The following is a 13,195-nucleotide window of genomic DNA, read 5'->3' on the forward strand; positions in this document are numbered from 1 at the left end:
TGAGACGCAGGAAGTTCCAAGCAGGAAATATTTTCCTCAGTAGAGAAACTTGGATAGGACTCCCGGCCGGAGCCTCAGACGTAACCAAGATCAGGTGCCCGAGAGTTCCGCGCAGCTAAGGAAATTTTTAGCCTTATCCAAACATCACCCCCCCGACCGGAGACTAGAAAACAACCATTTAGGGAGGTCAGAAGTTCCATTTAACTTAAAAATATAGGGAGAGAACGTGCCGCCACCTTCCCTCCCTATAGAATCAAGGTATCTTTTCTATTAAGCTACCGGTTGCTTTTAATAAACACCTTGAAGGTTGATCCTTTTCCTGGAACGCTCTCTACAGTAACATGACCGCCTAATGCTTCTGCTTGCGTTTTCACTAGATAAAGCCCCAACCCTCTTCCAGAAACATGGAAATGGAAGCGTTTGTAAAGACCAAATATGTTTTTGCCCTCCTTTTCCAAATTGATGCCTAAACCGTTATCTGAAACGGCTAGGCAGAGCATCTCAGTAGGCTCATGTAACTCTGCTGTAATGGAAAGAGAAAGAGGCCGGTTTGGGCATTTATACTTAACAGCGTTCGTCAAGAGATTACTGATGATACTACTTACATAGCTTCTAATAGAGCCTATCTCTTTTATGCCATTCAAGTTCACTGTGACTTTCTCAAAACTATCTGTTGGTAGAACCTGAAGTGCTTGCTCTACAATTTCAGAGAGTCCTATTTTCTCACTGTGGGCTAATGCTCCCGTCTGGAGACTTAGCATTTCATTTAAGTCCCTGATGATATTATCAAGGTTCTGGGCTGCTTGCTTCAGCCTAACCGTTACGCCTTCTTGTAAATCTTTATTGTTAGCCGTGCTCATCAAGGAGGTTAGTCCTAATATATTGGCTACTGGTGAACGAAGGTTATGGGATACTATATAAGTGAACTGCTCTAAGTGGCGATTACGTTGCAGAAGCTCTTCTGTAAGGGTGGCCCGCTCTTGTTCGGCTTTTTTCTGCTCAGTAATATCTGTCTCTATCACTATAAACTTCTTTCCGCCACCGTTTAAATCATCTATAATAGGAGTCACATCCATTTTAGACCAATAAATATCACCGGCCTTGCTCCTGTTCTGCACTTCCTGCACAAAGGGTTTATCATAAACCAACTTCTGGCGGATAAGAGATACCTTATCTGAATTGGTTTCGGGACCGGCAAGTAAATCACCGGGTCTTCGGCCGATGACTTCCTGAAGGGTGAAACCTGTTAAACGGGTAAATCCTTCGTTCACCCATTCAATACGAGCCTCTTCATCAGTGATATAAACAGAGTTCACCGTTTTGCTTGCTACCAGCGAAAGCTTTTTCAGTTCTGCCTCTACTTTCTTACGGGCACTTATACCTCTTATAAAAACGGAGAGACCTTCTTCAGACGGATAAGCACTTACGTCAAGCCACTTATTAATATGGTCAGAATATGCCTCGAAATGAATAGGTATTTGTAAGGAAAAGGCTTTTTTGAACTTAGAGTAAAACTGATTGAATTTCTGCGGAGGATATACTTTCCGGATATCTAAACCTGATAGATTATCAGACTTCACCGTCATGAACTTTTCAAATTCGGGATTCACATAGGTGAAACACCAGTTTTTATCTAAGGTGAAGAAAGCATCTTTGATACTTTCAAGGATGTTGTTCAGCCTGTTGGCCGTATTTTTTAGAAGCTGCTGCTGCTTCCTGTTTTCTGTAATATCCTTGGCAATCCCATGAATGGCGATCAGTTCTCCATTGACATGTACGGGAACTTTGGTAACAGCTAAATGGAGTTTCTCGCCTTTGGCGGTCAGTACTGCGGTCTCAGTAGTGATTGATTCTCCTGTTAAAGTTAAAATAAAATCCTTCTCAGCATCTGAAACCCACTCTGGATGCAGTAGCTGCATGAAATTCATTTGAAGTAACTCCTGCTCTGAGTAACCACTCAATAAAACGGTGGCAGCATTGACAGAAGTAAAGAAGCCTTTCTTATCAATAGTGTAAACGCAATCGGGATTATTTTCAAAAAGTGCTTTGTACTTCGTTTCACTTTGCTCTAACTGCTTTTGAGCCTCCAATTGCTTGGTGACATCTCTGGAGTTGATGAGAATGCCATTGATGGCGGGAAGATGAAAACAGTTTACCCCTTTTGTCTCAATCCAGCGCCACTCACCAGATTTCGTTTTAAACCGGAACGGTTTGGTATTTAAGTCATGCCCTTTTAATACTTCCTCAAAATCTCTTAAGATATCAGGGATATCATCTGGGTGAATGAGGTCAAAAGCGGTAGAGCCCAGCAAAGCATTCGGTTCAAACCCCAGAATGTGCCGAATGCTTCCGCTTACGAAAGAATAGACACCTTTCTCATCCAAGATACAGACCATGTCTTGCCCTTCCTGTAGTAGGGTTTGCAGTCGATATTCATTTTCGTGGTCTTTGGTCTCGGTTAAAACATCTTTTGTAATATTACGACCTATGCAATAAATCTTGTTTGTTTCCCTGATAAGCGAAGATGACCAGGAAATATAAACAATGGAGCCATCTTTATGGAGGTACCGGTTTTTAAAATTAAGAGAAGATTCATTTAAAGCTACTTCAGAAGTATCTGCCTCTGTATTGCTGATATCCTCTGGATGAATAAACTCACGGTAATTTCTACCCACCATTTCTTCTGGGGTATAACCCAAAAGGGTGTTACAAGCTTGATTTATATGGAGTATGTGGCCGTTTGGGGTAAAAGTACAGATAAGATCTGCTGAGGAATCCAGAACCAATTGCAAATCGCGCACTGCGTTCTTCAGTTCCTGCTGTTTTTTTTCAAGTTGTTGTTTGGCCGCTTTCTCTGCTCTGAGGTCACGTACATGCACACTGGAAAAAGTAGTGCCGTCTGAGGCAAGAAAAGAACGAGAACTCAGTTCTACTGGAATTTTCATTCCTGTTCTATGAATCAGGTTGACTTCACCTTTGAAGTACCCTGTTTCCCGCCTCGCTTTTAAAACGGTGAACCATCTCTCATCTTCCGGGTCTCTCAGTCCATTTCTTCCTGTTTGCAGAATATAGGTTTCGGATTGATCCACTAAACGGCAGAGCGCTTGATTCACATATACAATCTCCCCATTGGACTGCACAAGTAACATAGGTTCGTTACTATGATCTGCCAAGGCATTCATCAACTCGAAGTTCACTTGCATGGAAGTAGGTTCAGCTATCTCCGATGCTGCTGTCTGGTCCAAAAGATTATTCATTTAGGGCTTGCACTAAGCTAATTGTCCAACTAATTGAGAGCGGAATAGCTTACACATAAATAAGGTAGTTGACCAGGGGGATAGGTCACTACAAAAATACACTACTTTTATATAATTCCAAGCGTACCACTTAGACCTAAGCCATAAAGATGCCTTCGCTATGATTATTTTAATAGTAAATACATAAAACAAGCCTATAAACGCACATAATATTTTATCATGGCTTTTGCAGAAACGTAGGTTTTGCAATCTGTTTTAGAGTCAAAATTATAAAAAAGGCCTATAAACAGAAGAGCCATCATAATAGATGGCCCTTCTGTTTATAAAAGATGAGTAGGGTTTACTTACCCATGTCATATTTACCATTAAACTTCTCATACAGATACTGTTGCTTATCTGTTAGGTTAAGTTTACGGCCCTGAATAAAAGCATAGCTGATCTTATTTGTGCGCATGTCCAAGATATCGCCTTCAGAAACAACAATACTGGCGTCTTTACCTACTTCCACAGAACCTACTTGTTTGTCTACCCCCAGAATTTTGGCGGCGTTCAAGGTGACAGAAGAAAGGGCTTGCTCTTTAGGCAACCCGAAGGCAACGGCAGTTCCGGCAATGAACGGCAGGTTACGCGTACCATGTAGGCTGGCATCATAGTCCAGGCAGAATAGAATACCTGCTTGCTGCAGTAGACCAGGCATTTTGTAGGGTAAATACACATCATCTCCGGCACGGGCAGGCAAGGCATGCACGCCAGAATACACCACCGGAATGCTGTTTTCCTTCAGGAAATCTGCTACTACCAACGCATCACCTCCGCCTACAATCACCAGGTTTTTCACTCCTGCTTTCTGTGCGAAACGAACAGATTCCACAATCTCTTTTCCATAGTCTGTATGGATGAAAAGCTTTTTGGAACCATCAAACAGTCCGCCTAAAGAAGCAAGTTTCAGATTCTGGCGGTCATTTTTCTGGTCTTTGTACACCTTTGCCTCGGCTAACAGTGACTCCAATTCCTGCAATCCAGTTTGGCGAGCCTGACGGCGCTGTACCAGTTGCGGAGAATTATCTGATGGCTGCGGCACCATGGCAGGCCAGCGCAAGTGTACGCCACCATCAGCTTTCACCAAGGCATCTTCCCAGTTCCAGGCATCTAATTGCACCACGGAGGAAGAGCCTGAGATCATACCACCCACGGGAGTTACCTGCGCCATGAGTACGCCATTGGAGCGTAAGGTTGGAGTGATATCCGAATCAGTGTTATAGGCAACAACGGAACGGACATTCGGGTTGAACAAGCCAACTTCCTGCTGATCCAACGTAGCCCTAACGGATTCTACTTCTGTTAATCCAAGCTGAGTATTAGGCAGAATCATGCCTGGGTAAATGTGCTTGCCGCTCACGTTCACGGTTTCATAGGCGGTTCCGCCGGCATTGAAACCAGCCGCTGGGCCAGCATAGGTGATTTTACCGTCATTGAACGCAACGGTTGCTCCTTCCACAACCTGACCATTACCCACGTGCAGGGTGGCACCGGTTAAAGCGGTGGCTTTGGTTTGCTTAGCGGCCGGCACTGGTACCTGCGCCCAGGCAGCCGAAGTGCTCACAAATAATGCCGCTGCCAGCAAAAGACGATGTTGCCTATTTTTAGTGGTAAGGTTTACCACGGTATTCTTTATAGTTTTCATAGAGTGGTTTCCTTATTTTTGTTTGTATTCAGATTCCTGAAATGATTCTTCGGCTCCATTGTCCAGGTCTTCACAGTGTAAAACCGTAGCTCCACCCCGGCGGGAAGACATTGCAGGAGATTGGGTTTTCTCTCCGCGGGCTTTGGCAGCCAGCATTTTGTTCACCAACCGCAGACGCTCTTTCTCCTGCTCTACTTGTAGTTGCTTGTCTTGCTGCAGGTCAAAGTAAGCGATGCCATCTACAAACGTTTTCTCTGGGCGGGCATAGATAGAAAGTGGGTGCTCGTTCCAGATCACCACATCGGCATCTTTTCCGGCTTTCAGGCTTCCTACTTTGTCATCCAGGTGCAGCAATTTGGCAGGATTCAAGGTCACCATTTTCAAGGCGTCTTCTTCAGAAACACCACCGTATTTCATGGTTTTAGCTGCTTCCTGATTCAGACGGCGGGCCATTTCAGCATCATCAGAATTGATAGCCGTTACCACGCCCACGTTGTGCATGATGGCAGCGTTGTACGGGATAGCGTCTTTTACTTCCATTTTGTAGGCCCACCAGTCAGAGAAAGTAGAAGCACCAATATTACGGGCCTTCATCTTATCTGCCACTTTATAGCCTTCCAGAATGTGAGTGAAGGTATTCACTCTGAAGCCCATTTGGTCAGCGACTTTCATGAGCATGTTGATCTCAGACTGCACGTAAGAGTGGCAGGTGATAAAACGCTCATCCTTCAGGATTTCAGACAAGGTCTCTAACTCCAGATCTCTGCGCGGGGCAGCCGTTTTTGCTTGCTTGGATTTGGATAACTTGTTGTAATCACCCCAAGCTTTCTGATATTCTTTGGCACGTTGGAACGCATCTACCATTACTTGCTCCACACCCATGCGGGTCTGCGGAAAACGCACGTTGTACTGCGGGGAGCGGTTAGATTGCTTTACGTTCTCGCCTAAGGCGAACTTGATGAACGGATCTGCTCCTTCAAACATCAGCTTCTCGGGCGCTTGTCCCCAACGCAATTTAATGATGGCTGACTGGCCCCCAATGGGGTTAGCGGAACCGTGTAAAAGTTGAGAAGTAGTCACTCCACCAGCTAATTGGCGATAGATATTCACTTGCTCATGGTTCACTACATCGGCCATGCGAACCTCAGCAGTCACCGACTGGGTACCTTCGTTCACGCCATCTAAGGCAATGTGCGAGTGCTCGTCAATGATACCAGGGGTTACGTGTTTGCCGGTTCCGTCAATGACTTGGGCGCCGTTGGCGGATAAATTTTTACCTACCTGGGCAATCTTTCCGTTCTTCAGAAGCACATCGGCGTTTTGCAGTTTGCCTTCTTTCTCATTGGTCCAGACAGTGGCATTTTTAATGAGTACCGTTTCGGCTTTAGGAAGTTCAGTTCTCCCGAACGCTGCAAACGGGAACGTTAATTTTCCCAAGTTCAGGGCTTCATTGGAGCGGGATCGGGCCGTGTCGCGTCTGGCTTGCTGCGTGGCGGCTTCAGAAAGGATGGCATTCCATTTTACCGTTTGGGCATCTGCCAACTGTGCTTCGCCCTGGAAACCTTTGCCCGTGTACCAACCCGTTAACCTGATGCTTTCTTTCCCGTTTTTAGTTGGGGCAAAGGCCATAGTGAGCAATTCACCGCTTAAAGAAAGGCTGCCTTTGATAGTATCAGTAGAAACTACTTTCAACTCTGGTTTCTCTGGCGTGCCACTGATAAGCATGCGGCGCTCAGGCTGCGAACCCACTTTCAGTGTGTACACACCTCTGAAATCAGCGGGAGTTTCACTGATTTTAAAGCCTTGGCCTTGTACCCAGTTTTCCAGAAGCATGGTAGTGGGTGCAAACAAATTACCAGAAGCAACCACAAAGTTGGCTTGCATGCCTTCGCGCAGCGTGCCTACGTACTTTTCTGCTTTCAGTAATTTGGCAGGCGTAACCGTCAGTGCTTTCAAGGCTTCCTGTTCAGGCAATCCGTAGAGAACGGCTTTTCTGATGTTAGGCAGAAACTTGCTTTTATCCCGAAGATCAGCGGAAGTGAACGCGATGGTCACGCCTTCTTTTGCCAACATAGCCGGGTTGGCAGGCGCCATTTCCCAGTGCTTCATGTCCTCAATGTTCAAGCGGCGGGCCTCATAGGGGTCATCTACATTGTAAGGATCTGGGAAGTTTACGTTAAGAATATAAGCCGCATTGGTGGCTTTGATTTGGGGTAACATCTGGTACTCATCGCCGGCTCCTTTGAAGATGTATTGGTACCCGAATTCATCGCCTACTTTATCAGCGCGCACGGCATTCAGTTTGTTGCTGACCTCAAAAATTTGGGGCAGACGGTTGGCTTCTGAAAAAGCTTTGAGCGAAAGGTTCTGCTCTTTGTCCTGGTTCTTGGCATTCCACTGGGCATCTAAATACGTCTGGCGCAGCAACGCAATAGAGCCCATGAGGGAATTAGGGTATTCCTGGGTAGAAGAACCTTTGTCTAAGGAGAGCGCGGCGGCTGCTTTATCCAGTAAGATGACCTGGTTTTCTTTTTTGTTCGCCAGGGAAACTAAAGAGGCAGTACCGCGGGAGATGCCGTCCTGGTGAATGGTTAAAACGGCACCATAGCCCATTTTGCGTAATTCTTCGGCTGCTTTGGCGTCTACTTTGAACAGTTCTACGGCATTGGTTTCTGGTCTGATGGCCTGGTTCCAGTTGTAAGCTCCCTCTTTTTTAGACTCAGCCTGTGGCGGGCTGTTGAAACTGAAGGATCTTGGCGGCAAAGCCGGAACTCCGTAGCTGGTGAATGGGTCCACAAAACCAGGGTAGACGGTCTTGCCTTTCAAATCGGTGACCATCGCCCCTTGGGGTACGGTTACTTTTGTGCCAACGGCCACTACTTTGCCGTCTTTAATGACCAGCGTAGCGTTTTCTAGTTTAGTCTGGTAGTCCACGAAGATGGTAGCGTTGGTAAAGGCCCGTAGTCCGGTGCGTTCATCATACACCCCATTGCGCGGAAATGTCTCCTGTGCCCGGCTTTGCAGCGACAAAGCCGCTACTGCCAACACGGAGAGAATAACTTTTTTCATGGGAGCTTAAATAAGGGTTTGTTCTGTGAGATTGGTTTGTAAGCAGAAGGAAAAATAAAGAAAATTCCAGCCTAAAAAAAGTGCTTTTAGATGTTAATCAGTTTCTGGTCAGTTTTCAGAAAATCAGCCTAATAACTTGGTCCTAATTATAAATAAAAAGCCCGGTCAAGTACTTGACCGGGCTTTTTTGAAGTAGAATTCAACAGTTAATTACAGGTTATTTTCCTTACGGATAACACTGTGTTTTTTTCCATACGTGAAGTAAATCACAATACCAATAGCCATCCAGCCCAGTAACCGGTACCAGGTTTCAGCAGGCAGACCCGCCATCATACCCAGACACACCAGAATACCCAAAATAGGTACCAACGGTACCAATGGTGTTTTGAATGGACGAGGACGGTTAGGCTCTTTTACGCGCAGGTACCAAACTCCGCCACATACAATCACGAAAGCCAACAGCGTCCCGATGGATACTAAGTGACCTAATTCATCTACAGAGAAGGCTCCCGCTACTATGGCGCAGATGGTACCGGTTAAGATAGTACTTACGTGCGGCGTCTTAAATTTAGGGTGCAGTCTACCGAAGATTGGAGGCAACAGACCGTCTTTAGACATGGTGTAGAAAATACGCGGCTGTGACATCAACATCACCAGCATTACGGAAGAAAGACCGGCAATGGCACCAATCTTGATCAAATCGCGCAGGAATGTGTAACCGGTTTTCTCAATACCTACGGCAATGGGTTCGGCTACGTTCAACTGGCTGTAATGCACCATAGCGGTCAAAATACCAGACACCAGGATGTAGAGAATAGTACAGATTACCAAAGAACCCAGGATACCGATGGGCATGTCTTTCTGCGGGTTTTTGGCTTCCTGGGCAGTGGTAGAAACAGCGTCAAAACCAATGTAGGCAAAGAAGATAACCCCGGCCGCCCGTATGATTCCGCTCCAGCCGTACTCGCCAAAACCCCCTTTGTTTTCAGGAATGAAAGGAGTCCAGTTTTCAGCCGCCTCAGCCGAATGGCCGAATAAATAATTAGCCCCCGCTAAGATGAACAGCAACACTACCCCTACTTTAATGAGAACGGCGATGTTGTTGAATTTAGCAGATTCGCTCATACCAATTACCAATAAGATGGTCACCAAAGCGATAGCCACGGTGGCTACTAAATTGAAGATACCGGTTGCGTGCGGAAGGGTAGCCACATCTACGCCTTGCTCTGCTAAAGAGGCGGTTAGTTGCTCTGTAATGCGCACCCAGGAACTGGTACCAGGCAACTGAATCATTTCAACGCCCACGGCATTGCTCCACTGCGGCGGAATGTTAATACCGAAATCGCGCAGGAAAGACACCACGTAGCCAGACCAGCCTACCGCCACGGTAGCCGCCCCAAAAAGGTATTCCAAGATTAAGTCCCAGCCAATAATCCAGGCGACAAACTCGCCTAAGGTGGCGTAGCCGTAGGTATAGGCCGAGCCGGCAATTGGAATCATTGAAGCAAATTCAGCGTAGCAAAGACCGGCAAAAGCACAGCCTAAACCAGCCAGAATAAATGCCAATACAATGGCCGGGCCGGTGTACTGCGCTGCTGCACTCCCTGTCAAGACGAAGATACCGGTACCAATGATGGCACCTACCCCCAGGGCAATGAGGTTACCCGGACCCAGGGTTCGTTTCAGGTTGTGCGCCCCTTCACTAAAGGCGTCTGCGCTAAGCTTGTCAATAGACTTCCTAGCGAAAAGTTGGTTTGCCATAAATTGTGTAAAAGTTAGGGAATAGTTTGTTTGTTGTTCGTTTGTAACAGGCTTGAAGGGGCTAATATAAGTACTTTTCGCAAGAAGCCATGCGGCAAACGCATTTTAGAAAGGCTCTACTTTGGAGCAAACCATGATCTTTACAGCTTTTTCTAAGTAAAATAAGCTTCCGGTTTTACGCTTATGAACTGGCTCACCGCAAAATAATAAGCCAAAGGTATATCAGAAAAGACATACTGCTTTCTGTAAAGCGATGCTTTATAAGGTTAAAACTGGATGGATAAACCGCCGTTAATTAGACCCAGAAAACCAACTCCAAATTCAGCGTACCCCGCCACCCGCTTTCCATACCTTACCCCAGCCGCGGTAATCTGGAAAGTGAAGCTCCTATAAATATCTTTTTGCAACCTGCCATTGGTGCTCCATTCTTCCGTTTTATTAGTTCCCCAGCCCTGCGCATAGCCTGAATAAAACTGTACCTTTCCGGTATTCTGCCAATATATGTTGAGGAAGGGCATAAAACTGTGATACTTCGTAGTCTCCTTTCTAATCACTTTATCATCATCTGGAGAAGGTACCTGACCCGGGTCAGGTCTATAACGGCCATCTTGTTTTATGGTGGTTTTGCTTGCCACCAAACCCACTTCCAATTTACGACTCAATTTATAACTGACACCGGCCTGCCACGGGCCACTCACGCTCGTTGTTTCCCATTCCACAGAACCAAAAGACATGAAATTATGGAAAATTTGGGGTATAGATGCTACCCCGTATCCGGCTTTCAATGATAGTCTATGGGGCTGTTCCTGAGCCAACGCAGCAAACGTGAACAGGCAACAACAAATGGTGAGCAGGACTTTGGTTGTGGTTAACATAGGGGTAGTGAAAGGACGTGGCGGTTAGGTTTCTTTTTCTCTCTTTTACCGTTTACAGGTTGTTTTCTGAAAAACTACCTGTAAAAAGCTCAGGCCCTAACCCTGCTCACAGTTTTACAGACACTCCAACGTTCATCATGCCAGTGAATCCTATTCCGAACTCAGTAAACCCGCTGACTCTCTCCCCAAAGCTGAAGCCGATCATATTCAGTTGGAAAGCAGATGTGGTTTTATGGCTGTTTATGTCAGGCTCACCTGATTCTGTATAAGATTGTGACATGAAATTTACTCCGCCCAGAAAGCTTGAATAAATCTGGCACTTGCCGTTATTAAGCCAATTGAACTGGACTTTGGGCATAAGGGCTAATGATTTCAACCGGTCTACTTTGGATCTACCCAACGTAGCAGGATCCAATGGGTCTTCTCTCCGCCAAACATAATCTGTGCGCAGGTTCGTGTAGGAACCCGTTAGGCCTATCTGAACTCGTTTGTGTACATCAAAGGTGTAGCCAACGCTTATGGGTCCTAAAACATCATAATCCTCCTTTCCCCATTCGCTCCAGGGGCGGCCGAATAGGAAAAGTTCTGCCATGGCATCTGCTAACAGGAAAGCGGGCACCAAGCCGTAGCTTAGTTGTAACCCGTGTTTCTTAGCCGGAAGCTGTTCCTGCGCCTTGACGGGGGAAGAAACATGCAGAAACCCAATTAAGCTGAGGAGGAATAGCGCACGGTACAAGTGTTTCATGGGCAAATAAGCTAGAACAGAATTCCTTTCTAAAATACTGATTTTCTGACTTCTTCCAAGAATGACTTCCCGTTTATGTGCCATTTTCCTGAAAAGAAGCCTGAATCAAAGGTGTGTTCCCGCTTATAAGTTTCGGGCGCTTTCGTATCTTCGGGCATCACATCCACAGCGAAGAGAGGGAAACGGCATGATACGGGTATTACACACAGCAGACTGGCATTTAGGGCAGCGTTTGGCCAATCAGGAACGCACCGAAGAACATCGCGCCTTCCTGAACTGGCTTTGCCAAACCATCTGTGACCAAAAGATAGACCTGTTGCTCATTGCCGGTGATGTGTTTGATACCGGTTTCCCTTCCAACACGGCACTCAAATTATATTATGATTTTCTGCGCCAAGTAAAAGGAACCTGCTGCCGCGATTTGGTGATTATTGGCGGCAACCATGACTCGGTTTCTACCCTCAACGCTCCCGCCGAACTCCTGCGGCATTTCAACGTGCACGTGGTAGGCGGTGCGCCCGCCAACGCCCAGGACCAAGTCATTGTCCTTACAGATGATAACCACCAGCCAAAAGCAGTCGTATGCGCCGTTCCGTTCCTGCGCGACAAAGACGTGCGCCTCTCGGTGCCCGGCGAAACCGGCGAAGAACGGGAAGCCCGCTTAAAACAAGGCATCTGCGACCATTACCTCCAGTTTGTGCCGCTGATGCAAGAATTCAAGCAACAAGGCATTCCGGTGCTGGCTACCGGGCACTTGTTTGCCGCCGGCGGAAGTGCCTCTGACAGTGAGAAGGAAATTCACGTGGGCAACCTGGGCCAGATCTGCGGCGATCAGTTCCCGCCAGAGTTTGACTACGTGGCTTTAGGGCACCTGCACCGACCCCAAGTTGTGCATAAAATGCCGCACATCCGGTACAGCGGCTCCCCCATTCCGTTGAGTTTTTCGGAAATCACCGATAAAAAGCAAATTGTCATTCTGGAGTTCGAGGCCGGTCAGCTTACCAACATTCAGGAAGTAGCCGTTCCGTGCTGGCGCAAGCTGGTTCGGTTTAAAGGCACTATTGACGAAGTGCTGCCCAAAGTAATTGCGTATGACAACGGGGAATTGCCTTTTCCGGCCTGGGCCGAAGTCCAGCTCCAGTACGAACACAACCTGCATGACCACACCGCCAAACTACAGGAGGTTTTCCGGCTACAGCCGCAGCTAGAACTGCTCATCCATCGGCCGCAGCGCACCATTGACAGCCAAAGCTTGGACCAACAACTTCCCCCCAACCAAGACCTGGCAGACCTGAAACCCAAAGAGGTTTTCCTGAAGAAATGCGAAGAAGCCCTGGAGGAAGACAGCTACCAGACCCTGCTCTCCACCTTTGACGAGTTACTGGAATTGATGCCGCAAATGCAGGAAGAACCGCTTACTCTGTTCTCAGCTGAAGAGAAAGTCTTGGAGCAGTAGGTTTCCGTTTTGCTGCTGTTATTGAGTATTTTCTTAATAATGAGTTAAAACGGGATTGGAGTTGTAGCCATTTGACAAGCGCATTGGCTAAGGAGAAGTTCTTTCTCTCACCCTTGTCAAACCATAGGAGCGTAGTTGAAGGGAAATAATAGAGCGCTAGAACCCACCCCTACCTCTCCAAAGAGGAGAATGAATCTTTGCAGGAGATAGGAATGCGTGTGATCTACTTGTGTAAGCATCCCCCCTTCGCCCCCTTCAAAGGGGGTAGGGCCGTTAAGTTCTACATTGGAGGCTTAAACTGCGGTAAAGTCCATTGCCTTTCTTGCAGAGTTTGAGGCTAACGCCTCA

At 46.8% G+C, this 13,195-nt stretch carries 7 protein-coding genes; 1 reads left to right on the plus strand and 6 read right to left on the minus strand.

Annotated elements, in window-relative coordinates:
• Positions 1–275 precede the first annotated feature (275 nt).
• From ACY0JR_RS21065 to ACY0JR_RS21090, 6 genes are all read right to left on the minus strand, one after another.
• Entirely contained in the window at positions 276–3,257 is a 2,982-nt protein-coding gene (locus ACY0JR_RS21065) for a PAS domain S-box protein (protein WP_462636148.1), read from the minus strand.
• A gap of 340 nt (positions 3,258–3,597) precedes the next feature.
• Positions 3,598–4,941, minus strand: a complete 1,344-nt coding sequence (locus tag ACY0JR_RS21070; RefSeq protein WP_462636149.1) for an amidohydrolase family protein — start codon at positions 4,939–4,941, stop codon at positions 3,598–3,600.
• A gap of 12 nt (positions 4,942–4,953) precedes the next feature.
• Positions 4,954–8,010 (minus strand): amidohydrolase family protein, encoded by a 3,057-nt coding sequence (locus ACY0JR_RS21075; protein ID WP_462636150.1) that lies wholly within the window; start codon positions 8,008–8,010, stop codon positions 4,954–4,956.
• 210 nt (positions 8,011–8,220) lie between these two features.
• Complete coding sequence (locus tag ACY0JR_RS21080; protein ID WP_462636151.1) at positions 8,221–9,771, minus strand: amino acid permease; 1,551 nt, start codon at positions 9,769–9,771, stop codon at positions 8,221–8,223.
• A 266-nt stretch (positions 9,772–10,037) separates the two neighbouring features.
• A complete protein-coding gene (locus tag ACY0JR_RS21085; RefSeq protein WP_462636152.1) occupies positions 10,038–10,646 on the minus strand; it encodes a hypothetical protein in 609 nt (202 codons plus the stop codon).
• Between the two features lie 106 nt (positions 10,647–10,752).
• Positions 10,753–11,391: a hypothetical protein gene (locus ACY0JR_RS21090; RefSeq protein ID WP_462636153.1), complete on the minus strand. Its 639-nt coding sequence runs from the start codon at positions 11,389–11,391 to the stop codon at positions 10,753–10,755.
• A gap of 187 nt (positions 11,392–11,578) precedes the next feature.
• Between ACY0JR_RS21090 and ACY0JR_RS21095 the strand changes: the two genes are divergently transcribed.
• The gene (locus ACY0JR_RS21095) at positions 11,579–12,847 is read left to right on the plus strand and encodes an exonuclease SbcCD subunit D C-terminal domain-containing protein (protein WP_462636154.1); all 1,269 of its coding nucleotides are present in this window, start codon (positions 11,579–11,581) and stop codon (positions 12,845–12,847) included.
• The last annotated feature ends 348 nt before the right edge of the window (positions 12,848–13,195 follow it).

This window comes from Rufibacter sp. JT3400010 (genome assembly GCF_054956755.1).

What these genes read in the sequence shown, in the direction of transcription:
- ACY0JR_RS21070 (WP_462636149.1), bottom strand. Translation starts at nt 4,941, where the DNA reads ATGAAAACTATAAAGAATACCGTGGTAAACCTTACCACTAAAAATAGG.
- ACY0JR_RS21065 (WP_462636148.1), bottom strand. Translation starts at nt 3,257, where the DNA reads ATGAATAATCTTTTGGACCAGACAGCAGCATCGGAGATAGCTGAACCT.
- ACY0JR_RS21080 (WP_462636151.1), bottom strand. Translation starts at nt 9,771, where the DNA reads ATGGCAAACCAACTTTTCGCTAGGAAGTCTATTGACAAGCTTAGCGCA.
- ACY0JR_RS21095 (WP_462636154.1), top strand. Translation starts at nt 11,579, where the DNA reads ATGATACGGGTATTACACACAGCAGACTGGCATTTAGGGCAGCGTTTG.
- ACY0JR_RS21085 (WP_462636152.1), bottom strand. Translation starts at nt 10,646, where the DNA reads ATGTTAACCACAACCAAAGTCCTGCTCACCATTTGTTGTTGCCTGTTC.
- ACY0JR_RS21090 (WP_462636153.1), bottom strand. Translation starts at nt 11,391, where the DNA reads ATGAAACACTTGTACCGTGCGCTATTCCTCCTCAGCTTAATTGGGTTT.
- ACY0JR_RS21075 (WP_462636150.1), bottom strand. Translation starts at nt 8,010, where the DNA reads ATGAAAAAAGTTATTCTCTCCGTGTTGGCAGTAGCGGCTTTGTCGCTG.